At 43.8% G+C, this 23,114-nt stretch carries 21 protein-coding genes and 1 tRNA gene; 15 read left to right on the forward strand and 7 right to left on the reverse strand.

The window, feature by feature from the left end; translation table 11 throughout:
* Window positions 1-236: 236 nt before the first annotated feature.
* The 4 genes from C8R11_RS02230 to C8R11_RS02245 all read left to right on the forward strand — a co-directional run bounded on the left by C8R11_RS02230 (window position 237) and on the right by C8R11_RS02245 (window position 6,642).
* On the forward strand, window positions 237-1,457 hold the full coding sequence (locus tag C8R11_RS02230; RefSeq protein ID WP_107794277.1) for a Tle-like phospholipase domain-containing protein: 1,221 nt from the start codon (window positions 237-239) through the stop codon (window positions 1,455-1,457).
* A 149-nt stretch (window positions 1,458-1,606) separates the two neighbouring features.
* Entirely contained in the window at window positions 1,607-3,490 is a 1,884-nt protein-coding gene (locus tag C8R11_RS02235) for an SLC13 family permease (protein WP_090696468.1), read from the forward strand.
* Between the two features lie 77 nt (window positions 3,491-3,567).
* On the forward strand, window positions 3,568-5,415 hold the full coding sequence (locus C8R11_RS02240) for a hypothetical protein (RefSeq protein ID WP_146159048.1): 1,848 nt from the start codon (window positions 3,568-3,570) through the stop codon (window positions 5,413-5,415).
* Window positions 5,416-5,655: 240 nt separating this feature from the next.
* Complete coding sequence (locus tag C8R11_RS02245; protein ID WP_146159049.1) at window positions 5,656-6,642, forward strand: hypothetical protein; 987 nt, start codon at window positions 5,656-5,658, stop codon at window positions 6,640-6,642.
* Window positions 6,643-6,911: 269 nt separating this feature from the next.
* Here the strand turns inward: C8R11_RS02245 and C8R11_RS02250 are convergent, their stop codons facing one another.
* Entirely contained in the window at window positions 6,912-8,456 is a 1,545-nt protein-coding gene (locus C8R11_RS02250) for an AbgT family transporter (RefSeq protein ID WP_107794280.1), read from the reverse strand.
* Between the two features lie 486 nt (window positions 8,457-8,942).
* A complete protein-coding gene (locus tag C8R11_RS02255) occupies window positions 8,943-10,214 on the reverse strand; it encodes a YfiM family lipoprotein (protein ID WP_146159050.1) in 1,272 nt (423 codons plus the stop codon).
* Window positions 10,215-10,660: 446 nt separating this feature from the next.
* On the opposite strand from C8R11_RS02255, the gene minC reads away from it, so the two are divergent.
* The 11 genes from minC (at window position 10,661) to C8R11_RS17090 (ending at window position 18,645) form a co-directional block, all read left to right on the forward strand.
* On the forward strand, window positions 10,661-11,467 hold the full coding sequence (gene minC, locus C8R11_RS02260) for a septum site-determining protein MinC (protein WP_219908527.1): 807 nt from the start codon (window positions 10,661-10,663) through the stop codon (window positions 11,465-11,467).
* A gap of 23 nt (window positions 11,468-11,490) precedes the next feature.
* The gene (gene minD / locus C8R11_RS02265; protein WP_090696458.1) at window positions 11,491-12,303 is read left to right on the forward strand and encodes a septum site-determining protein MinD; all 813 of its coding nucleotides are present in this window, start codon (window positions 11,491-11,493) and stop codon (window positions 12,301-12,303) included.
* Window positions 12,300-12,578, forward strand: a complete 279-nt coding sequence (gene minE, locus C8R11_RS02270) for a cell division topological specificity factor MinE (protein WP_107794283.1) — start codon at window positions 12,300-12,302, stop codon at window positions 12,576-12,578. The genes minD and minE overlap by 4 nt, the downstream gene beginning before the upstream one ends.
* A gap of 126 nt (window positions 12,579-12,704) precedes the next feature.
* Window positions 12,705-13,406, forward strand: coding sequence for a lipoprotein insertase outer membrane protein LolB (lolB, locus tag C8R11_RS02275; RefSeq protein WP_107794284.1), 702 nt, complete (start codon window positions 12,705-12,707; stop codon window positions 13,404-13,406).
* 8 nt (window positions 13,407-13,414) lie between these two features.
* Window positions 13,415-14,254, forward strand: a complete 840-nt coding sequence (ispE, locus tag C8R11_RS02280) for a 4-(cytidine 5'-diphospho)-2-C-methyl-D-erythritol kinase (protein WP_107794285.1) — start codon at window positions 13,415-13,417, stop codon at window positions 14,252-14,254.
* Window positions 14,255-14,257: 3 nt separating this feature from the next.
* A tRNA-Gln gene (locus tag C8R11_RS02285) sits at window positions 14,258-14,332 on the forward strand.
* 169 nt (window positions 14,333-14,501) lie between these two features.
* Window positions 14,502-15,452, forward strand: a complete 951-nt coding sequence (locus C8R11_RS02290; RefSeq protein ID WP_090696451.1) for a ribose-phosphate pyrophosphokinase — start codon at window positions 14,502-14,504, stop codon at window positions 15,450-15,452.
* 61 nt (window positions 15,453-15,513) lie between these two features.
* Entirely contained in the window at window positions 15,514-16,137 is a 624-nt protein-coding gene (locus C8R11_RS02295; protein WP_107794286.1) for a 50S ribosomal protein L25/general stress protein Ctc, read from the forward strand.
* 97 nt (window positions 16,138-16,234) lie between these two features.
* Window positions 16,235-16,801: an aminoacyl-tRNA hydrolase gene (gene pth, locus C8R11_RS02300; RefSeq protein ID WP_107794287.1), complete on the forward strand. Its 567-nt coding sequence runs from the start codon at window positions 16,235-16,237 to the stop codon at window positions 16,799-16,801.
* A gap of 60 nt (window positions 16,802-16,861) precedes the next feature.
* Window positions 16,862-17,953, forward strand: coding sequence for a redox-regulated ATPase YchF (gene ychF, locus C8R11_RS02305; protein WP_090696446.1), 1,092 nt, complete (start codon window positions 16,862-16,864; stop codon window positions 17,951-17,953).
* 608 nt (window positions 17,954-18,561) lie between these two features.
* Complete coding sequence (locus tag C8R11_RS17090; protein ID WP_425320573.1) at window positions 18,562-18,645, forward strand: hypothetical protein; 84 nt, start codon at window positions 18,562-18,564, stop codon at window positions 18,643-18,645.
* A gap of 104 nt (window positions 18,646-18,749) precedes the next feature.
* Here the strand turns inward: C8R11_RS17090 and C8R11_RS02315 are convergent, their stop codons facing one another.
* The 5 genes from C8R11_RS02315 to C8R11_RS02330 form a co-directional block, all read right to left on the reverse strand.
* Complete coding sequence (locus C8R11_RS02315; RefSeq protein WP_107794288.1) at window positions 18,750-19,217, reverse strand: hypothetical protein; 468 nt, start codon at window positions 19,215-19,217, stop codon at window positions 18,750-18,752.
* Window positions 19,218-19,404: 187 nt separating this feature from the next.
* Window positions 19,405-19,692, reverse strand: a complete 288-nt coding sequence (locus tag C8R11_RS02320) for a hypothetical protein (RefSeq protein WP_107794289.1) — start codon at window positions 19,690-19,692, stop codon at window positions 19,405-19,407.
* Window positions 19,693-19,909: 217 nt separating this feature from the next.
* Window positions 19,910-20,119 carry a DUF2934 domain-containing protein gene (locus C8R11_RS02325; RefSeq protein WP_107794290.1) on the reverse strand — a complete coding sequence of 70 codons (210 nt, stop codon included), beginning with the start codon at window positions 20,117-20,119 and terminating at the stop codon, window positions 19,910-19,912.
* A 325-nt stretch (window positions 20,120-20,444) separates the two neighbouring features.
* Window positions 20,445-20,579 carry a putative periplasmic lipoprotein gene (locus tag C8R11_RS16870; protein ID WP_280523853.1) on the reverse strand — a complete coding sequence of 45 codons (135 nt, stop codon included), beginning with the start codon at window positions 20,577-20,579 and terminating at the stop codon, window positions 20,445-20,447.
* 1,082 nt (window positions 20,580-21,661) lie between these two features.
* A complete protein-coding gene (locus tag C8R11_RS02330; protein ID WP_107794291.1) occupies window positions 21,662-23,032 on the reverse strand; it encodes a diguanylate cyclase domain-containing protein in 1,371 nt (456 codons plus the stop codon).
* Window positions 23,033-23,114: the final 82 nt, after the last annotated feature.

Genomic DNA, 23,114 nt, shown 5'->3' on the forward strand with positions numbered 1-23,114 from the left:
GTTTCTGGCAATTCCAATACACTCAACAAGAATGCAATGGTTCAAATCGAGGAGCCGGAGCCGGAATCGGTTGCTCATCTTTAGTTTTTTATTTCCGTCAGCAAAGCATTCAGGGTTATAATTTTCAATGAAAAATTCATAAATTTGGCACTGCTTCGCAGGAGTCGAGTGTGGTATGTGTCAATGATAACGAACAGCCTACTGTTCTGTTAATAAACTTCAAAAGAGGATAAATTATGTTCCGGAATTCCAACTTTATCGGTTTGTTGATAGGGATATGTTGTTTTTTAATCATTGGCAGTCCAGCACGGGCAGTGATTTCAGATTGTATAGAACAAGAAGCGCCAGCTGCATTTTTTGTAGAAAACGGCTTACTTTGTCTGCAAAAAATAACCGTTGCAGAACAGCCAGGAACTACGTTTTATAAAGCCGCGCTCACATGGTCAGGACCTGACAATCCGAATCAATTCAGGTTGTTGAACGCAGAACCTGACCAATTGGCCGATCAAAACAGTCCGATTTTTTCTACTGTCGATGGATCGTTAATCATACCCAGAGTCGATATACCCAGAACCTTTGGTACGGAACGCTATGTTGCAAATCTGGTTTTAGTGGACGACGAAGATCTTTCCGTTTTTAAACTTGCGTCGGTAACACTTTATATTAATCCTGATTTTGTACCCAATGTCACTTGGAAACCCTATGGCATGCTTGATTCTGACGAGCGGCACGCAGTTGATTTGCTGGGGCGATCGATTCCTTATGCCAAGCTGGCCGACGCGGTCTATGATTTTGATAATAAGACCATTGATCAATGGGTTTTGTTCGAGAAGAAGGATAAAAACTCCGGCATGCAAGCCGCCGTTTACTATAACCCAGAAACAGATGAAGTGGTGCTGGCGTTTCGTGGAACAGAAACCTGTGACTTTCCATGTTCGTTGAGCGAAACTGCAGAATTTTTCTTAGATACTGCTGCTGACAGCCTACTCACGTTCGGATTTGTTGATACGCAGTTTGCAGATGCGGTTGATTATGCGCAAGATGTTGTCAATCGTGCACAGGGGCGCAAAATTATTGTCACGGGGCATTCACTGGGCGGCGGGCTGGCGCAGGCCATCGGTGCGGCACTCGGACTGGAAACCTTTGCATTCAACTCCGCACCGGTTCCGGATGATTTTTTTAAAGATTATCCGCGCGCTTTATCTCCTGAAATGCTAAGTGAAATCATACATGTAATAGGTGATATTCATGACCCAGTTTCCAACACCGATGAAACCGGAAAGCTCTATCAGAATGCTGATCATGTTTCGTCATTGATACAATTTGATTTCGATTTGAAAGAAATTCTGCCCGCAGGGCTGAAACAACTGAACGACCTCAGGTTCAACCGACACAGTATCACTCGTCTGGTTGATAATGCATCCTCACTATTGGCCATTTATCGAGATGGATGGTGAGACACAAACCCTGTTTATTAAATCCCATTACATGGTTAGGCGTTTTTCACAAATCCAGTTTCAGCATTAACGTGCTTCATTTTTGCTTGCTCTGTTCTGTGGAAGATTAAACAGATACCACGAAAAAACATACATGCAGGGAGCATTTTTTGGCAACTGATCAATGGCTGATTATCGGAATATTACTTATAACCGCAGTTTTGTTTTTATGGGGTCACTGGCGCCATGATCTGGTTGCAATAGGCGCTTTGCTGGCCTGTGTTGTGACCGGTCTGGTCAATTATTCGGATGCTTTTATCGGTTTTAGTCATCCGGCAGTCATAACCGTCGCTTGTATTCTGATTTTAAGTGCGGGGCTACAAAATTCAGGTGCTGTAGATTGGCTGACGCGTTGGATTCTGCCAAAAAAGTCCGGACCGGTTCTGTCTATTGTTTCATTAACCTGTCTGGCTGCGATTCTTTCCGGTTTCATGAATAACGTGGGAGCATTGGCTATTCTAATTCCGGTGGCACTGCAGATGTCGTCACGGCTGGGTATGGCACCGGGACAAATTTTGATGCCACTGGCATTCGGTTCTATTCTGGGCGGCATGACAACCTTGATTGGTACGCCACCTAATCTGATTGTTTCCGGCATACGCGCGGAAACGACCGAACTGGGCTATTTTTCCATGTTTGACTTTACATCCGTCGGACTTACTGTCGCGATTGTTGGCGTTTTGTTTATTTCTCTGATTGGCTGGCGCTTGGTACCAACCCGCAAACCGGCAAGCTATGAAAGTTTTGATCTCAGCGCTTATCTGACAGAAGCGCGTGTTACATCCAACAGCAAAGCCGTTGGCATGAATCTTCATGAAATAGAAACCGTACTGGAAGCAGCTGATGCTCAGGTTGTCGGTTTGGTGCGTAATGATGTCCGGGTTACGCCAGCCAGCCTGAACCGAAAAATATATGCCAATGATATTCTCATTATCGAAGCGGAGGCGGAATCACTTGCCAATGCCTTGTCCAGTCTGGGCCTGGTGCTGGAAGAAGCAAAAACTAAAGAGAGCGAAGACGCCAAGAAACCTGACGAAACCGAGAAACACATCGAAACAGTAGAAAAACTGGAAAATGATAAAAAGAAATCCAGTCGAAAAACACAAGAAGAAAACAAAGTCGAAAAACCTGCATCCGGTGAAATTATCCTGACGGAGTATGTGATACTGCCTGCTTCGCTACTGGTAAATCGCTCCCCTCAAGCCATTGAACTGCGCACACGCTACGGGGTTAATTTGCTGGCACTGTCGCGCAAGGGAAGCCGGATAACAACGCGGCTTCGCACGATTCTATTCCAGGCTGGCGATGTATTAATGTTGCAAGGTCCGCCTGACGCAATAGCCGAATTTGCTGAAAATACTGGCTGCGTGCCTTTGGCTGAAAGAACGCTGCGCATTCCAGACAAACGCAAAGCATTGTTGGGTGGCATTATTATGATGCTGGCAATTAGCGCAATCGTATTCGGATTACTGCCGCCGGCCTTAGCTTTCATGTGCGGAGTATTGGCCGTGACAGCCCTGCAAATCATACCGTTACGCTCGGTGTATCAGGTAATCGACTGGCCTGTAGTTGTTTTGCTGGCAGCCCTGATACCGGTTGCCGGCGCGATGCAGGCTACGGGCACAGCTGATCTGATTGCACGCGTATTACTGGAGAACCTGGCACAAGGAGATGCGGTTATCGCATTGGGATTGGTTCTGGTCGTGACCATGACCTTATCGGATTTGATGAATAATGCAGCGACGGCGGCAGTCATGTGTCCCATTGCGTTAGGCACCGCCAATCAACTGAGTGCAAATCCGGATGCCTTTCTGATGGCTGTTGCCGTAGGCGCCTCTTGTGCGTTTCTCACGCCTATCGGTCATCAGAATAATACCTTAATCCTCGGTCCCGGTGGTTTTCGTTTCGGTGATTACTGGCGGCTGGGGTTGCCGTTGGAAATCCTGGTTATCACGATCAGTGTCCCAATGCTCATTTTGGTTTGGCCATTATAATCACCTTGTAGCAAAATATAGATGCTGGCTTTAAACTAGATACAGCAGGCAATAACACAGGAAATCAGGGAATGTAAATGTCTTCAATCATTAGAATGGTCACTTTTTGGGTGTTGTCACTTGGCTGGCTGGTATTTGCTTATCATGCCGGCAGCATGATTCCCGATCAGCAATTGTGGTTCGCATTACTCATCACTTTTCTGTTTGGAATACCCTTGTACATGGCGGCAACCTATTCGGTAACCATTCAAAGAATTCATCGCGCCAATCAATTTCGTAATCTTGGTGTTTTGTACTGGTTTTTGAATAAACGGATTTTACCCTATATCGGATGGGCGGTCTGGTCCGTTACTTTTGCATTCTTATTGATATTTTATCTCGGCGTTACACAAAAGATTGAATGGATTGTTTTTCTTTTGACTGTTCCCGTGTTTTCCTGTTTTCACGTTATTTTTGCACCTGTTGCAGCACGCGAATTCAAGTCTTATATTGCGCTGCATAAATCCTTGATCTGGACGCGTTGGGCGACCGCACTCGCCATGGCGGGATTTTATGTTTTATATGTGAAACTAGCAAGCGGATACCAACCGTATGCGTCATTAGTCGAAGCGATTCAGGCACGCAGCCTTGGAATCAATGGCGCAAGTAATAGCGTTCTGATACTGGAAACCGCCCGCATGCTTGGATTTATCGAAGGATTAAAGGCTTATGTGCTGGGGAATTTACATTCCCTGAACGATATTATTTTTTTGATATTTATTTTTTTGGGCAGTACCGTCCTGTTTTATAATATCGCGCTCGCAATTTCCAGCTTTATGGTGCCGTTATCAGAATACCGCCGCGTATTTGCGCCTTTGCAGGATGTGGACGAGCCTGCGCGCATCCAACCGCGTTCATTGGCGATTGCATCCGCACTGATCACATTTTTTATGTTATTTATTTACGTACCGTCGACAGTTTACGTGGATGCCTGGTTGCGTTCAACGCCGCAGTTTGTCGAACAGCTGCAGAAAAAACAGGTAGCGGCCGTCGAAAAAATCGAGTCTCTGGAAAAAATTGGTGAAGATTACTATAAACCGGGCACGATTGCACAGACCCGGCAAGCTTACCTTGAAATTGTTCATGAGCTCGAAACTTCAGTCAATGAACTCAGAAAAACAACCAATGAAAGTTTTATGCTGATGGCCCACAATGTGGATGACTATCTCGATTGGTACTACAGTTTGCCTGGAGAATATGAACGCATTGTAGCGCTGGCGACAGGAAAGCTGGAAAACTGGATGATCGAAAGACTTGAAGCCTATCTGATGCAAGGTAATGCATTCGGTCCGGTGCAGCAATCGATTGAAGATGCATTACGAAAAAACGAAGAATTGCGCACTGAATATCTCGAAAAAATCAACCGGATACTGGCTGACAATCAAATCGAACCGGCTACCCAGCAACCTGAGATTATTCAATACTCACCACTGGATGCAATCAAGGAACCACCCAGCAACAGCATTATTGTCAATCTGGAGAGCCGTCTGCTGATATCTGGCGGCATCGGTGCTGCAGGTGCAATTACCGGCGCTATTGCAGGCAAAGTAACCAGCAAAGTGATCGCCAAAGGCGCCATCAGCCTGGGCGCCAAGGCTTTGGTTAAAGTCGCTGCGGGCAAAGCAGCCAGTGTACTCGGTGGCGCCGCCGCCGGCGCTGCCAGCGGTGCGGCAATCGGTTCTGTCTTTCCCGGCGTCGGCACCGCCATCGGCGCTGCGCTCGGCGGTATTATCGGCGGAATTTCGGTAGGCCTGGGTGTGGAGCATTTGCTGCTTAAACTTGAGGAACACTATTCTCGCGAAGAATTTAAACAGCAGATTCTGGAAGCGATTGATGAAGCGCGCGTCGAATTTGAAGAATCGTTGGAAATGGGTCGAATTGAATAAATACAAAACGAATACTCCAACAACTTATGAATGGTGGAGCACTAGAAATACAAGTATTTTTCCGACTTGATCAAACGGCTGTTGATGAGGAGTTATTAACTAACAATACGACACCAAAAAAATATCGATTGGCATACATATTGTCGCGATGATTTGATTTCTTGTGCTAAGTCAACCTAACGACTCCATCTTGCCCGAAAATTGATCAGTTTGATGGGGTTGAATATTACGGAGAAACTGATGGTACGACCTGATTACGATCAATTTACCTGCAATTTATGCGGCAATTCTTCCAGCGTTTCACATGATTTTCACCGCGAAGGTGGCGCATGCAGTCATTGCGGATCCAATATGCGTTACCGTGCATTAATGCGAGCACTCTCGCAACATTTATATGACAAACCACTACCGTTGTCTGCGTTTATCCCGGATAAAAATTTTAAAGCCATGGGCCTCAGCGATGCATCGCTTTACGCAGACAAGCTGGCAACTTTGTATGATTACACCAATTTCTTTTATCATACCGACCCCTTTCTCGATATCTGTAATATCGAAAATATGATATCCGGTAGTTATGATCTGCTTATTACTTCAGATGTATTTGAACATGTACCACCACCTCGTCATATTGCGTTTGTAAACAGCTGGCATTTATTGAAACCAGGTGGATTGTTGTTATTAACTGTACCGTATACATTGCTACCCAAAACAGTAGAACACTTTCCCAGTCTGCATCATTTCGGGCTCGTAAACGATGGAACAGACATACTGTTGGTCAATCGCCGGGAAGATCAGACTATCGAAGTTTTTGACAAATTAATTTGGCATGGAGGCGAGGGCTCGACGCTTGAAATGCGGGTTTACTCAGAAACTGATTTGATTCAAATTATTTCAGCTGCTGGTTTTAAGGAAATCAAAATTTGGAATGAAGATTTTCAGGAGAACGGTATACTGCAATCGCACCAGGGAGGCAGTTTTGTCATTACTGCAACCAAAGACGAAAATAGTGCGCCCATAACGATTACGCACAATGACCCTTATCGTGAAAATATTTATCCAGAAGATATGTGCATCGACCACTTTTTAGTTCACCGACCGGCCCGTGTTTCAGGTACTCGTGCAGAGCGGGCTATTGAACTATGGAACACGAATACACCTCAGCATAAAACGGCACCGCCTGTTTTTACCAGAATATGGCTTTATATCAGGAGAAAACTGACTGGATAATTGCAGTTGCCAAACAAAAAATTGAAAAACCTCATTGACGAGCATGATATAAAGTTTTATAAAAGTGCATTGATATAACTGATGTTCTGGTTATATTTGTTGGTTACGACGACTGCCAATTATTTTGAGGAAACCGATTCCGAACCCGGCAAGTTGAAATGAGTTTTGTGAACCCCAACATTTCACGCCATTCCCTTAGCTGAAAAAAACGATTGTCACTGTAAATTTGCAAATCCTATGCACGTGGCAATAACTGTCACCTTATCCTGTTATGGATAGGTGTAACTTGATTGAATGCCAAGCGGCAGACCCGAGAACAAGTACAGCAGCAGGAATATAGTCCAGATAACGAGAAAGGTCACCGAATAGGGCAACATCATAGCCGTGACTGTACCGATACCTGTGTTCCTTACGTAGCGCTGGCAATACACAACCACGAGTGGAAAGTACGGCAACAGCGGCGTGATGATATTGGTACTCGAATCGCCAATGCGGTATGCCGCTTGTGCCAGATCCGGCGAGATACCGAGCTGCATCAGCATGGGCACGAAAATGGATGCGAGCAGCCCCCATTTTGCACTGGCCGAACCAACAAAGAGGTTAATGAACGCAGTGATGAGTACAACACCAACGATCGTGATATACGACGGCATTGCCAGTGCCTTCAACCAGGCCGCACCCTGCAAAGCGAGCAGCACACCAAGGTTGGACTTACCGAAGGCGTAAACGAATTGCGCGATAAAAAACATGATGACAAGGTAATAAGCCATCTGTTGCATGGCATGCGTCATGCCGTCGATCAAGTCTTTAGCGCTTTTCACGGTTCCAGCCGCAATGCCGTACACAGCACCTGGCAGGATAAACATCAGGAAGATCAGCGAAACGATGGAACGCATCATCGGTGCGTCACCCGTCGTAAGCTCGCCAGTTGCATCCCGCCAGGGTGAATCGACCGACCAGGCGGTAACAACCATAATAATGACGCCAAACAGAAAAACAATTCCTGCCGCGCGCAAACCCTTACGTTCATTTGGTGCGAGTGCTTGCATGGTTGGCAGATCGGAGAGGTTGCCGTCGAGTATAGTGGTTTGCAATCTTGGTTCAACAATTTTTTCTGTCACATACCAGCCCAATCCAATAATCAATAATGAGGAAGCGGTCGTGAAAAAATAGTTATTCAGCGGATTGAGTACAACAGTCGGATCGATAATCTGAGCAGCGGCCTGTGACAATCCTTGAAGCAGAGGATCAAGCGATGATGGCACAAAATTCGCTGAAAACCCACCGGACACACCTGCAAAGGCAGCGGCGATACCAGCCAAGGGATGTCTGCCGGCCGCATAAAAAATGACGCCACCGAGTGGTATAACCAGCACGTACCCGGCGTCGACCGCGGAATGGCTGACAATACCCGCAACAATAACCATCGGCGTCAACAGCCATTTGGGTGTAATACCCAGTAGCGCCCGCAAACCTGAATTAATGAAGCCTGTGTGTTCAGCAACACCAATACCGAGCATGGCAACGAGCACCACGCCCACCGGGTGAAAGTGCGAGAAATTCGTCACCATAACCGACATAAATTCTGTTAACGCCGCGCCAGACAACAGGTTGTTGATGACAAGCAACTCACGAGTGCGCGGGTCAACGACATTGAACGTGACGGTCGATAGCAGCCAAGACAACACCCAGATAACAAGCAGCAATAAGATAAACAGTACTGCCGGGTCGGGAAGCTTGTTACCCGTTCGTTCAACTGATGCGAGTATACGTTCGGGAAGACTGGCTTTTATTTTCTGCACTTCTTCAGTCATGCAAATTCCTAGCTTTTTTGTGTGTCTCTTATTCTATCAGCCAAATCCGCCGTCTTCGTTTTGTTCTCTGAAATAGAAATCGTTTCAAGTATTCAAAAAATACATAACAACTGATCATTTCTCAAGTTTTATGCATGATGTAATGATTCCCAACTCTCTTATTCAGTAAAGTTTTTTCAACAAAATAGAGTAGAAACTAGTAATTCTTCAAAAAGATAAATTAGGATATTAACTTTTTTGAATAGGCTGGAATTTGTTTATGCTATGAAGCATCGTAGTTAGTTTAACATGGCTGAAAAGCATCCAGTGTATTCAACCGCTAATGTCTGGCAAGGTGATTACCGGATACTCAAACCGTAGTGGTAGAAATAGTAGCTTGAATAAACCGCGACCAACATACAGAAACTACGGAGAGGCGGTTTACCACAGAATATGCTCGCATTTAGTTGAAGCGGCTCTATCCTAATTTATCAAGTTGATTAAGTATTAGTGTAAGAAAGGTAATGCTTCTACACGCAATTCTATTTTTTTCATCAGCTGATGGTATGCGGGTGTATCAAAGTTGCCATAATGCTGTCTGAATTCGCTTTTGGATAAATGTTCCGGCAGATCTGTCCAGGGTGGCATGAGATCCCTGTCATCCAATCCCTGTGCGATCAGTTGCTGCAGCCGAATTGCTTCTTTTTGACTGACCGTAGCGCGTTCGCCAAATCGCGTGCCTGCACGGTCTGCAGCTATATCATTGAATGAAAAACCGCTACCACTACGCTTGTCTTCTATTTCTTTGTAAAGACCAATTGCATCGGACAATGCAGTATCCGCATAAGCGGTAATCGCGGCTGAAACGATAAAATGTTGTGCAAAATCCTGACGACCATCCAGTGTTACAAATTGATTATACGGTCGGGACCAGTCGTCAGCATCTGGTATTAAATATTTCAGCGGCAATCCCACTATATAAAGTGTAGCGGCCAGAATGGCCGCACGATTTTCTTTTTGTGCCGGGTTGTCAACAGAATAGTACGCCGCCATTTGCATTAATGGCTGTAGAATTTGAGATAGTGTCTGATTAGTTTCTTTAGAGTGGTTTTGCGTGAGCAGTAAATGGTAACGATATACTTTTTCTTGTTCCGATTTGCTCAGTACGGACAAATGATTATCAATTTTTAGACTGAACTTGCCCTGCCACTGGTAGAGCACATTGAGTGCATCGGGCGCAATCTGTACAAACTTGATTGCTTCAATCCCGTTTCTATATTTAGGTTGGTTTTGCAACCATTGAATACTTTGAGTGACCAGAAACTGGCTGATAAAATCCGGTATCGGAATATGTCCGATGCGCACAGATTGAAGCTGTGGCAATGTGTCTGTCTCTATTATCGTAGCTTCAAGATTGATGTAGCCTTTCGGTGCTTGTGGCGGTAACGGCAGTGGCAAACTTGCCTGGATGTTCGCTTGTTGCTGAGACATACTGATATGTGCGTCTCCGTGAATGAAATGCTTGGCAAGGTAATTGGTTGCTATATCAATATCTTCCGGCTGTATTTTGATTGTGGAGAGCTGTTTTTGTTTGGCTTGCTGGCGATATTGGTCAAAAGTTTTTTTTGCGCGTTCGATATGTTCCGGTGTGACCACAACTTGTCGTTGCACACTAGGTTTTTCATCAATAATCAGAATAAAGAATAAGCCCGCAAGCAATAGTAATATTGTAAATATCCGGGCAATGAGCAATAGCGATTTTCGAATCATTATGATCATGAATCTAACTTTAAAGATTGCGGGTATTTTATTACACTCGTAATTTCGGCGTTAAACATCGCTAATTAGTGCTCGGAACTTGTTGCGCTTGCGACAATTTCAACAACCAGAAAAGTTTTTGTTTTTTTAATACGGTAACGTTCGGATAAAACTGAAAACGTGTTGCAAATAAGGTTACATTTTTTGGCTTATGCATACTATTAGAAAATAATCCGGTTATAATTGACTTCATCTTCGTCCAAAAGTACATTCACTTGTATACTGTTTGGACAGTACAGGTCATAAAAATATGCGCTTAGCTTTCGAAAGAAAGTAAGGATTAATTAATTAGTGATGCGCTGGTTAAGCAATGGCCATGTATTTTGATAGCGGCCAAATATGATCAATGCTAATCTAACTGTATAATTACAATAACCGATAAACAGATGTCGACGAGCCTTCAGAAAATGTCTAATACATCGTCTGTTCTTGAATTCAAGAGTAGTACTTTTTTTACGCCTATCTTGATTCTTTTCAATAATGATATTGCGGCTATAGAACAATCTTTGCAAGAAAAAATCAGCTTGGCGCCCGATTTTTTCAAAAATTCTCCATTGATCATTGATGTTCGCGAATTGAATAAGTCGGATTTGGATATCAGTATCAATGAAGTTACGGATATGCTTCGTAAGATCGGGTTGTTTCCGATCGGTGTTCGCGGCGGAAATGAGCGGCAAAACAAACAGGCACAGAAGCTTTCAATACCAGTCGATACAGGACGTGATAATGAAATCAGTCATGCTGCGCACGGGAAAAACCCACAAAAAGAGTCAGCAGTTCATGCATCGGAATCAACTTCTGTTACGCGTGATGGCGATGACGAGGTAACAGTAACTGCAGCACCCAAAGCACCCGAGTTATCGGACTCCGCTATCCAAACAGTACCTGTCAGGTCAATGCTGATTACCCAGCCAGTCCGCTCAGGACAGCGCATCTATGCGCACGGCGATTTAGTTGTGATGTCACAGGTCAGTGCAGGCGCCGAGATTATGGCCGAGGGCAATATTCATGTCTATAATTCATTACGAGGTCGCGCATTGGCGGGTGTCCAGGGCAATACAAGCGCCCGGATATTCTGTTTGGATTTGCAAGCAGAGCTTGTTTCAATTGCAGGAGATTATAAAACAAGTGAGCATATAGCCAAACAGATGCAAAAAAAGCCGGCGCAGGTTTATTTACAGGATCATACGTTAATCATTAAAGAAATTGCCTAGAAATTTTAGCTAAGGAGACTCAATTGGCAAGAATTATTGTCGTGACATCAGGAAAAGGCGGTGTTGGTAAAACAACAACGAGCGCAGCAATTGCCATGGGGCTGGCAAAAAAAGGTCACAAAACGGCTGTGATTGATTTTGATGTGGGGTTGCGCAATTTAGATCTGATCATGGGTTGTGAACGTCGTGTCGTTTATGATTTTATTAATGTGATCAATGGCGAGGCGAGTCTTAATCAGGCGTTGATCCGTGATAAAAACTGCAATCTGCTATATATATTACCTGCGTCACAGACACGCGACAAGGACGCACTGACGCTGGAAGGTGTTGGCAAAGTGCTGGACGAATTATCCAAGGATTTTAAATATGTAGTCTGCGATTCCCCTGCCGGGATTGAGAAAGGTGCGAACCTGGCGCTCTATTATGCAGACGATGCGTTTGTAGTGACGAACCCCGAAATTTCTTCTGTAAGAGACTCGGATCGCATGCTGGGTATTCTAGCCAGCAAATCGCGCCGGGCTGAAAGCAATGCAGAACCGATTAAAGAATATCTGTTGTTGACACGCTATGATCCAAATCGGGTGAAGTCGGGTGAAATGCTGGGGCTGGAAGATGTGCAAGATATTTTATCATTACAATTACTAGGTATTATTCCTGAATCAAAATCAGTTTTAACCGCTTCAAATGCCGGTGTTCCGGTGATTCTCGATGAAAAAAGTGAAGCGGGTCAGGCATATGAAGATGTTGTCGCACGTTATCTGGGTGAGAACAGACCACACCGATTTCTTGATGATAAAAAAGGGTTCTTCAGGAAGTTGTTTGGAGGTAGATCATGAGTTTGCTGGACTATTTCAGGGCATCCAAACCTAAATCGGCAACAATCGCAAAAGAAAGGTTACAAATTCTGGTTGCGCATGAACGCACTGCGCGCAGTCGACCGTCTTATCTTCCGGAACTGCAAAAAGAACTGCTCGAGGTAATACGCAAATACGTAAATGTAGATCAAGAAGCCATCTCTGTGAAATTTGAACAAGATGATGACCAAGAAACACTTGAGTTAAACATTGTTTTGCCTGATTTTCAGCAGGACAACAAGCAAGTGAATATGTGACCTGTTTGGACAGCCCCTTCTACAATAAAACATATTTTTAAATCCATCAGCTCTGATTATTTTGTGTTTCATTAACTATCACATGCATTCTCACTCTGCACTGCAGCTTTATTTTGTTTAATTAGAATGGGAGACTTTTTCTCAACATTTGCATACTGCCGATATCTGGCAAATGGCACAGGATGGCAGTTGCTACTTCTTTTTTTACCGTTGCTGATAAGTTGCGCCACGTTGACGCCACAGACAACCACAGTCAAAACAGTTTTTTACGAACCTGCGGCAGACCTGCAGAATGCTGTTGCCGCCGATTTTGAACTGTTAGGCAGGGTATCTGTTCGCAATGAGAACCAACGTTTTTCTGGAAATGTGCACTGGATGCATACAACACTGGAAGATACTATTTTACTGTTGTCGCCACTTGGACAGGCGGTTGCGGAAATCAACAAGAACGAAGTCGGCGTACATCTTGTTACATCGAAACAGGAAGTATTTCATGCCCATGATGTGGAAGATTTGACCGCTGAAATACTGGGGTGGCGTTTGCCTCTGAGTGGCTTGCAGTATTGGATTCAGGGTCAGCATTCGCCGCTGAGCGCAGCATCAGTAGATATGGATAGTGAAGATCGCATAGTGACCATCCGGCAGGACGGGTGGCAGATTTTTTTTACTCGCTATTATACTGACTTGTTTGGCCAGTCTGTTATTCGTCCTAGAATTATCGAGTTGCAATTTAAAGAATTAAGTATTCGTATGGTTATCGATAATTGGACTGAAGTTAAACGGCCCTCTGATACCTTGAAGATGATGACATCATTCGGTTTTATTTAACCATTGCTATGTTGACTCTTCCTGCACCTGCTAAGTTGAATCTTTTTTTACATGTCGTTGGTCGAAGACAGGATGGCTACCATCTATTGCAGACTGTTTTTCGCCTGTTGGATTTTTCGGATGAACTGAGCTTCAGGTTACGTGATGATGGTTTGATAAAATTACTGACACCAGTCAAAGGTATTCCCGAGAATCAAGATTTATGCGTCCGCGCTGCAAAGCTTCTTAAAGTCAGCAGCGGTGTTAAATTAGGCGTTGATATTTTATTGAAAAAAAAAATCCCCATGGGGGGTGGACTTGGTGGCGGCAGTTCTGACGCGGCGACAACATTGATGGCGCTCAATCAGTTGTGGAATCTGAATTGGAAAATCGAAAAGCTTTTGAAATTGGGATTGCAATTAGGCGCAGACGTACCTATTTTTCTGTTTGGTCAGAATGCATTTGCTGAAGGTATTGGAGAGAAGTTGACCGCCGTAACATTACCGGCAGCCTGGTATTTAGTGCTTGTTCCGTCAGTGCATGTGTCAACTGCCGAAATTTTCTCAAATAAGGAATTGACACGAAACACAATTCCTATCAAAATACCGCCCTTTTCCATCTGGCAGGGTCATAACGATCTGGAACCGGTAGTTTGCGGTGCTTATCCAGAAGTATCGAGAAGTTTAGAGTGGCTAAAAAAGTTGGAAAATACTACAATAGTCGCTATGAGTGGGTCGGGGGCTTGTGTATTTGCCGAGTTTCCATCAGAATCGGAAGCAAATGCTGCATATGCCAGTATTCCGGTTGAGATGAAAGGTTTTGTTGCACGCGGATTGGATTATCACCCGATGTGCAAATCTGCGAAGTAAAATTGGGGAGTCGCCAAGTGGTAAGGCACCGGATTTTGATTCCGGCATTCGTAGGTTCGATCCCTACCTCCCCAGCCATTTTTATCTTTTTAATTGGCCTTTTCAATAAAGCGCTTAAATATAAATTACGTTCAACGAATTGAAATCAACCCAACTTGATAACAAATAATGTTATTTGTTCATGCGTGTAGTCAGGAGCCATAAGCATTCCTGAGCTTCCAGCCAAACTTATACCAAATAAAGAAATATGTCCTACGACAGTTTGATGGTTTTTACCGGTACGGCCAATCCTAGGTTGGCCCATGATGTAGTAAAGCATCTCAATATTCATCTCGGGCGTGCAACGGTCGGACGTTTTAGTGATGGTGAGGTCATGGTGGAAATTCTGGAAAATGTGCGCGGTAAAGATGTTTTTGTCTTGCAGTCCACCTGCGCCCCCACTAATGACAGTCTGATGGAAATACTAGTCATGGTAGATGCATTGAAACGTGCGTCGGCAGCACGGATAACTGCCGCAATTCCATATTTTGGCTATGCGCGTCAAGACAGAAGGCCACGCTCGGTGAGAGTGCCAATAACGGCTAAAGTTGTCGCCAATATGCTGACGACTGTGGGTGTGGATCGTTTACTGACAATGGATTTGCATTCAGATCAGATCCAGGGGTTTTTTGATATACCTGTTGATAATGTTTACGGTATGCCCATATTGCTGGGGGATGTATGGAAGCACGATTATCAGGATCTTGTTGTAGTTTCACCGGATGTGGGCGGTGTTGTGCGGGCAAGGCATATGGCGAAACGTCTCGAATGCGATCTGGCGATTATTGATAAACGCCGCCCCAAACCGAATGAAGCCAAAGTAATGAATATTATCGGTGAAGTAAAAGGCAGAACCTGCGTCATTATTGATGATCTTGTTGATACAGCTAATACACTTTGCAAAGCTGCCGATGCATTGAAAGAAGAAGGTGCGGTCGCTGTAATTGCGTACTCAACGCATCCCGTATTGTCAGGCAATGCGATTGAACGTATTCAACATTCAAATCTGGACAAACTGGTGGTGACAGACACCATTCCGTTGCATGAAGATGCAAGTGATTGTGAAAAAATCTGTCAGTTGAGTATTGCGGGTTTGCTGGCTGAGACGATGGTTCGTATCAGTAACGAAAGCTCTCTTAGCTCGTTATTTATCGAGTGAGTAAAATCACTTTTAATCGATTTGTTTGGTCGCGGACAAATCACATTTGTGGAGAAGTATCATGAAAATTGAAGTCAGCGCTGATAAGCGTACGTTGCAGGGAAAGGGTGCGAGCCGCCGCCTGCGTGGTTCCGGCAAGGTTCCGGGAATCATCTATGGTGGCGATAGTGAGCCTCAATCAATTGAGCTGGATCACAACGATATGTTCTATAAACTCAAAATGGAAGCTTTCCATGCTTCAATTTTGACTCTGAAAGTAGAAGGTAGCAAAGAGCAGGTGCTGTTGCGTGATGTACAAATGCATCCGTATAAACAACTGGTTTTACATGTTGATTTCCAGCGCGTTGATCAGAAAAAGAAGATTCACATGAAAGTGCCGCTGCACTTTATTAATGAAGAAATTGCACCAGGTGTTAAAACAGCTGGCGGTATTGTCAGCCATGTGTTGACAGAAGTAGATGTCAGTTGCTTGCCCAAAGACTTGCCTGAATTCATTACAGTCGATTTAATTGATCTTGAAGCCGGGCATACCTTGCATTTAAGTGACCTGGTACTGCCAGAAAATGTAGAAATATCTGCCCTAATCAAGGGCGATGATCAGGCTGTGGCTGCCATTGTCATTCCGCGTGCCGTTTTGTCTGGAGAAGCGGCAGCGGAAACTGAAGAAGAGCCGACAGAAGAATAACACGTCGAACATTCTGAAAAGCAAAGACACAAAAATCTGCTGGTTTCTAACCAGCAGATTTTTGTTTTATGTGACACTGCAAGTCTTATACATTCTTATGAAACTGATTGTTGGTCTGGGTAACCCTGGTAAAGAATATGCAAGCACGCGCCATAACGCCGGATTTCACTGGGTGGATTGTCTAGCGGACGAGCTGAAGATATCACTGAAGCCAGAAACACGTTTTCAGGGTTTATACGCACGCGTAACTCGGGAAGATACGGATTTGTGCCTGTTGGAGCCACAAACCTTCATGAATCGCAGCGGTCAGTCAGTTGCAGCATTATGCCGGTTTTATAAAATCCAGCCAGACGAAATAGTCGTTGTGCATGATGAACTCGATTTATCACCGGGTGCGGCAAAACTCAAATGGGGCGGAGGACTCGGTGGACATAACGGTCTTAAGGATATTGTCACACAACTCGGTACCAAAGATTTTTGGCGATTGAGAATCGGTATAGGCCATCCGGGTGATCGTGATGCTGTGGTTCGATATGTTCTACATCCACCTGGAAAAGCAGAGGCCGTAATGATCAATGAAGCGATTGATCGTAGTTTGCAGCTATGGCCCCTGATTATACAGGGTGATTTTCAGTCTGCCATGCTGAAACTGCATACCCAATAATCAACCAATTTTCACCGACGTCAATCATTAAAAGAATCAATTTCAAGTGAGCACTCGATTATGAGCCTGAAATGCGGCATTGTAGGTCTTCCTAACGTAGGGAAATCGACATTATTCAATGCGTTGACCAAAGCAGGTATTGCTGCGGAAAACTATCCTTTTTGCACTATCGATCCCAATATCGGCATCGTGGAGGTACCCGATCCACGTCTTCATAAACTTGTTCAAATCGTTAATCCGCAAAAAGTACAATCAGCGATCGTGGAATTTGTCGATATCGCCGGACTGGTTGCCGGCGCATCCAAAGGAGAGGGTTTAGGTAACAAATTTTTGGCCAATATTCGTGAAACGGATGGCATTGTTAATATGGTGCGCTGTTTTACGAATGACAATGTCGTGCATGTTGCGGGCAAGGTAGACCCTGTTTCTGATATAGAGGTAATTCAAACCGAGCTGATACTAGCGGACTTGTCGACAGTGGAAAAAGCACTGCAACGTGAATCTAAAGTGGCTAAATCTGGAAATAAAGAAGCGATCAAACTATGTAGTTTCCTGGAAATGGTACATGATCATCTCGATCTGGGAAATCCGGCACGATCAATGACTCTGGATAAGGATCAGCTAATGTTGCTCAAACCGCTGTGTTTGTTAACCGCCAAGCCCGCTATTTACGTCGCTAATGTCGACGACAACGGTTTTGAGAATAACCCGCTGTTAGACAGAGTAAAGGAATATGCTGCAACTGAAGACGCGCCGGTAGTCGTTATCTGCGCGGCACTTGAATCCGAAATCGCCGATTTGTCGGACGAGGACAAAACAGTCTTTCTGTCAGATATCGGTCTTGAAGAACCGGGACTCAATCGTTTGGTGCGGGCTGCCTATGATTTATTGGGACTACAAACATATTTTACAGCGGGTGTAAAAGAAGTCCGGGCCTGGACTATTCACAAGGGTGATACCGCACCACAGGCGGCCGGAGTGATCCATACCGATTTTGAGAAAGGTTTTATCCGCGCTGAAGTGACCGGCTATGATGATTTCATTGCCCATAACGGCGAACAGGGCGCCAAGGAGGCTGGCAAAATGCGGTTGGAAGGCAAGGAATACATCGTCAAGGATGGCGATGTGATGCATTTTCGTTTTAATGTTTAACGGGACGCTAAATTTCTATTATGTTTTTATTTTGGCGCTAAAACTGAGATTCCCCCAAGAACTGCACAATTGTCTCTCATGAACTTTTAAAGGATAGACATTAAAAAAAGAATTAGAGCAATTTGCCCGTGAGTCGGAAAATGGGATAAAAACTGAGCAAGATCTAAGTGAATTCAGTCAAATGGCGACAGAGGCTGTAGTTGAGACGCGAGCTTGATGCAGTATATGCGATTGTGACAAACAGATCGAATTGCTAGGTTCATGGCTGTCGGAAATGAAGGCGCCTAGTTCTGACTGAAAGTATTTAGGGTGCTTCAGGGTTGTGACTGTCAAAGTCATATTGATCGCTTGTGTTGAGGGCATCAAAGGCTATCACACTGTAACTACCGATTTGAGGTGCATTTACCAGTCCGTAACCGAAAAAGAAAACTCGCTGGTGCTAGACGTCTGCCGAATGGTGGGACGAAAAATACCCGCAGATCAGCAGGTTCTAGTAGACGCACTGGGCTAAACAATTTGTACGTATATTCAAATATCATCATGATATTTGAAAAGCCATCTATACAACCAATACCATCGAATCACTCAACAACGTTATCAGGAAGAACATCAAAAAACGTAAATTTCTTCCGACAGATGATTCCACCACAAAAATCATCTTTCTGACAATACAAGACGCTTCCAAAAATTGAACAATGCTGAATTTTTGTAGCGGCCGAAGTGAAATCTGATGATTCCCCTGCTGTTCGAACGGTCAAATAAGCCGTAAGCGTCCGCTAAGCCCTCGATCTTTAGATCAATGCGCATGAAGATCGGGCTCTAAATTGCGCTTTAAGAGCTGTTGTGTGGTTTGGATTTGGTAGGCTGCATGGCACACGACACACTTATTCATAGACTCACTTAATTGCCGCAGCGTATGCTTGGAATCTTTCAATGATTCTGCATCCATCGCTATCTGATCAAAATCACGATGAACGGACATGCCCAATTGCATGAATTTCTCGGGCAATACTCTTTTGAGGTGATCTTCCGCTTTATGCGCCATATGCGTGCCGAGTGACTGAGCATGTTGCGCAACAGCCGTCATGTCTTCTTCGGAAAGTGAGAACAGAATTTTTTGCGTTCCTGTCAGTAAGGCGCGCATTTCTTCATGAATATGCGCGCGTTGTGATTCGGTCAGTGTAAGTACCTGGCGTTTATCAAAATCTTCCGCTTGAGTTGTAATGGCAAACATTCCAAGTATGAGTACGAACACTTTTTTCATATTATTCTCCTCATGAAAACGCCGAAAATACTCAGCTATCAATATCACCCTAGACACGATACTAACAGCCGGTTTAGGAAAAAAACAAGGTTGTCACCATGATGTCAAAATCAAGCAGCAAGTTCGTATTTATCAGACACTAATGCCATTTTTGTACTGCCGCTCTTGGACACGTATCAATAATCTGTTAATCACCCTCAAATTCAATCAGCGTGCCGTCTTCCTCAACTTTAATTTCAATTTTATTACCGTCGGGTTTTGTAATTTTGGCCTCATAAACCGTTATGGTTTTTTTCTTTAATTCTTTTCCTATTTCTTCAATTTTTCCACCTTGTAGCTGTACAGCTATAGTATGCTGGACTTTAACTGGTACCTGAGACCACTCGATTGTTTCCTCTTCAAATAAGCTGGCAAAACTCTTTGTTGCAAAAAATAGCGTCATTGTCAGAACGAGTGCAAGCGTCCTAATATTCATCTTGATTTTCCTCATTATTTTAGTTTACTGCGAATAGTTGAAAAACGCTCATGGATAAGTGGATTATGGACAACTCACCGCTGGTAATAAAGTTTTAATAAATTACGCAGCGCATATGATTAATGTACTGACTTTGTCTGAATGAGGACACCCTGACAGCTGACCAATACAGGCTCCCAAACTTTCAGTCACTGCCCATTTAAATATTGTAGAAACTTCATTGACGCAGTTCAGCTTCTGCAGCCAGCCAATCTGTCAATTCATACCCCGGTTCAAAACCACGCGCCTGCGCCTTATAGTAGGCTGAAACCGCAATACGCACATTCCGGTCCTCTTCAGTCAGCCCGGATATGGATCCGCTATCAATGACAGAAAATTTTTTCTTGGTATTTTTTGTACGCTTAGGTTGTGCTTTTACTGACTCCATTTCAGCTCCTTGTTTAAAAATAAACTGCATCAATAAATAGAGAAAAAGAAATGAACGAACTTACTTTACGGTGAATGTTTTACAAAGAATCAGGCTGTCAAAAAACTACTTACATTGCTGCCGTGGCGCTAATAAGAGGTTGAAAAGTACGGATACCAATTATAAACGTAACTTTTCACCTTACATCATCTACCTCTTAAACGTTTTTCAACAGCCTGTTAATTCCTAAAAAATTATGGATTTCTCTCGTCGAAAAATAACATGGATAAGAATTTATTCCCAATAGTGAATAGTGGAATGACCACTATTCACGTCATCAAGTACGTTATTGCGTCTCACTCGATCCATTCTCACGGTCATTCAGGATATTCTGGCTTGGAGGATACTGGCCTGGCTTTGGTTCACCACATGCGACCAACAACAATACTGCAATGGCAGCGACGAAAAAGACTTTTTTCATAATCTTGGTTTCCTGTATATGTTTTTATAACAATATCAATTATTCAAATGACTGATACAAATAGCTACCGCATCGATTACTTAAAACACCGGCAAGCGACAAAATAACACTTAAACGAATATAGCCGTGTAATCATCTCATTCCGATTAATTTTAACTTAATATGGGTTTGCTAGTTCTGGCTGAGCAGACGAAAAAGCATTTAATTTAACACGCTAGTAATCAAGAAAGCAGATATTAGCAAAAACTGTTTTGTATTTTACTGTTTTCATAATAACTACTCCCAGTGAATTAGTCTTTAAGCACTCTAGGCCAGTCAGCGCAATAAATATATCAGGGAAGTACTTATTTTTCACTAAGTGAAACCATTATATTTACAAATATTCAATGGCGTTAATAGTGTTGGTTAATATTGTTTTCAGGCATTATGCCAAGAAAACTATAGATATAACCCTCACGAAAGAACAAAGAGAACAAACTGGAATGAATTGTGTACAGCCATAGCGTCGAACGTAGGATAATTAACAATGCAGGCAAACAAACCAGACAGTTGCTACGAAATATGAAAAATCAGAAACCCTGATCAGAACAATGACATAAGCGATTTACTGAAATGTGATTACCGGATTTGAGGATGCGCAACATCACGGCTCATCTGGTGGAAGATACCCAGTAATAATTACTTACAGTTTTTTGCCGGAACACAAGTCGAGGAGGCAAATTGTGAACCGACTTAACTTGACCAGAAACTTTATGCCCCGGCTGCTGATAATTGATAAGCAACCAGGTAAATGGTAAGAATAATGGAAAATCCGCGCTTATGTTACAAGGTGGTGAAAAAATTTCTCAATTATCAGGCAGGTGAAAAATGTTTTCGAGACAGACAGTGCAAGATAAAAACAAGCGACAGAATTGCTGCAAGCAGATTTTTAACGGCTGTAGGTTGGCCTAAAAAACAAGGAATATAAATACGCCACGTAAAAAGGGGGCTTTATGTATGGCTGTTTTTAACGCCGCAGCGGCCACGCAGATAGTTTTTCAACAGCCTGTCATCAACATACTAAGCCTAGCAGCCAATCTTTACTATCCGTGTAAAACACTACATTGATCAGCAAAACGCACAGCATTGCCGCCGTTGTTTTTAACTCCATACATCGCTTCGTCCGCTAAGCGCAACAGCTGCTGTGCATCAGTGCCGTGACACGGAAACAAGGCTACGCCAATACTCGGAAATATATGTTGCTGGCTATTGATCAGCATAAATGGCAACTGTAGTGCCAGTCGGATTTTTTCTGCTATCTGAGCAACAACATTATCACCATCTATATGTTCCAGCAGAATGACAAATTCGTCACCCCCGAAACGGGCGACAGTATCTGTCTCCCGTAGGCACGCCTTAATACGCTGTGCTGCCAGCTGCAATAATTTGTCTCCTTCGCTGTGACCGCATTCATCATTCACCAGTTTGAACTTATCCAGATCAAGGTACAATAAAGCAAATTTATCTGGCTCCCGTCGGGTCCGCGCCAGTGCGGACTGCATACGATCATGAAATAGCACGCGATTTGGTAAACCAGTTAAACTATCATACAACGCCAGATACTCTAACCGTGCCATCATTCGTTTGCGTTCTATTGCCAATGCAACCTGGGTTGAAACAAATTCCAGCATGTTAATCTCTGCGCTGTTGTAAATAATTTTATTGGTATGATGCAAAACCAAAGCACCGATTACCGCCTGATGTGACTTCAACGGCACCCCCAGCCAGTTAAGTCCAGAGCCATCGGCCTCTGCCGCTATTGTTCGAAATACAGGCGGTTGACATGCAGGATTATCTTCCATCACTAACAAGGCTTCACCTCGGCGGATCACCTCTCTGCACAATTGCGTCATATTGATATCGTCGCTAGCTGGTTCTATAGTACTGTAAGGAAAGTGAGGCATACTATGCCCATTGTCTTGTAGTGCAATGGCAAAATGCTGTGCCGGCATCAAACGAACAATAATATGGTGGATACTGCGGTACAGTGCAAATAAATCTTCGGTCGCGAAGGCAGCCTCAGATATTGCATATAAAGCTTCCTGCCGTGCCTCAACTTGTTTTCTTCTGGTAATATCCCGCGCCACTGCAACCCGGCACTGATGAGCTTGTGACCATCTCGCCGACCAGAGCAAATGTACTATCTGTCCATTTTTACGAATGTATCGATTCTCAAAATCAACCTTGATGACACCGGTGTTTATTTCGCTGGCCACTTGCAAAGTATGTTCCCGATCATCCGGATGTACCAGTTCAATCATCGGCCGCCCCAACATCTCAGATGGCGTGTAACCGAAAATCCGTTCAGCTCCTTCACTGACAAATTCAAAACAACCGTGCTCATTTACCACGCAAATGGCATCCAGCAGTAAATCAATATAATTACTCAGTACTTCGTAGCTATCAGTGTTCATAATGTGGGTGGTGCTTTGCAGCAGAGATGACTTGAATATTTTAATCTAAAAAATGTATGCTCGGTGATTATCAAAATATAGG

This window comes from Nitrosomonas aestuarii (assembly GCF_003046585.1).
Lineage (GTDB): Bacteria > Pseudomonadota > Gammaproteobacteria > Burkholderiales > Nitrosomonadaceae > Nitrosomonas > Nitrosomonas aestuarii.

What these genes read in the sequence shown, in the direction of transcription:
- C8R11_RS02230 (WP_107794277.1), top strand. Translation starts at nt 237, where the DNA reads ATGTTCCGGAATTCCAACTTTATCGGTTTGTTGATAGGGATATGTTGT.
- C8R11_RS02240 (WP_146159048.1), top strand. Translation starts at nt 3,568, where the DNA reads ATGTCTTCAATCATTAGAATGGTCACTTTTTGGGTGTTGTCACTTGGC.
- C8R11_RS02245 (WP_146159049.1), top strand. Translation starts at nt 5,656, where the DNA reads ATGGTACGACCTGATTACGATCAATTTACCTGCAATTTATGCGGCAAT.
- C8R11_RS02250 (WP_107794280.1), bottom strand. Translation starts at nt 8,456, where the DNA reads ATGACTGAAGAAGTGCAGAAAATAAAAGCCAGTCTTCCCGAACGTATA.
- C8R11_RS02255 (WP_146159050.1), bottom strand. Translation starts at nt 10,214, where the DNA reads ATGATCATAATGATTCGAAAATCGCTATTGCTCATTGCCCGGATATTT.
- minC (WP_219908527.1), top strand. Translation starts at nt 10,661, where the DNA reads ATGTCTAATACATCGTCTGTTCTTGAATTCAAGAGTAGTACTTTTTTT.
- minE (WP_107794283.1), top strand. Translation starts at nt 12,300, where the DNA reads ATGAGTTTGCTGGACTATTTCAGGGCATCCAAACCTAAATCGGCAACA.
- lolB (WP_107794284.1), top strand. Translation starts at nt 12,705, where the DNA reads ATGGGAGACTTTTTCTCAACATTTGCATACTGCCGATATCTGGCAAAT.
- ispE (WP_107794285.1), top strand. Translation starts at nt 13,415, where the DNA reads ATGTTGACTCTTCCTGCACCTGCTAAGTTGAATCTTTTTTTACATGTC.
- C8R11_RS02290 (WP_090696451.1), top strand. Translation starts at nt 14,502, where the DNA reads ATGTCCTACGACAGTTTGATGGTTTTTACCGGTACGGCCAATCCTAGG.
- C8R11_RS02295 (WP_107794286.1), top strand. Translation starts at nt 15,514, where the DNA reads ATGAAAATTGAAGTCAGCGCTGATAAGCGTACGTTGCAGGGAAAGGGT.
- pth (WP_107794287.1), top strand. Translation starts at nt 16,235, where the DNA reads ATGAAACTGATTGTTGGTCTGGGTAACCCTGGTAAAGAATATGCAAGC.
- ychF (WP_090696446.1), top strand. Translation starts at nt 16,862, where the DNA reads ATGAGCCTGAAATGCGGCATTGTAGGTCTTCCTAACGTAGGGAAATCG.
- C8R11_RS02315 (WP_107794288.1), bottom strand. Translation starts at nt 19,217, where the DNA reads ATGAAAAAAGTGTTCGTACTCATACTTGGAATGTTTGCCATTACAACT.
- C8R11_RS02320 (WP_107794289.1), bottom strand. Translation starts at nt 19,692, where the DNA reads ATGAATATTAGGACGCTTGCACTCGTTCTGACAATGACGCTATTTTTT.
- C8R11_RS02325 (WP_107794290.1), bottom strand. Translation starts at nt 20,119, where the DNA reads ATGGAGTCAGTAAAAGCACAACCTAAGCGTACAAAAAATACCAAGAAA.
- C8R11_RS16870 (WP_280523853.1), bottom strand. Translation starts at nt 20,579, where the DNA reads ATGAAAAAAGTCTTTTTCGTCGCTGCCATTGCAGTATTGTTGTTGGTC.
- C8R11_RS02330 (WP_107794291.1), bottom strand. Translation starts at nt 23,032, where the DNA reads ATGAACACTGATAGCTACGAAGTACTGAGTAATTATATTGATTTACTG.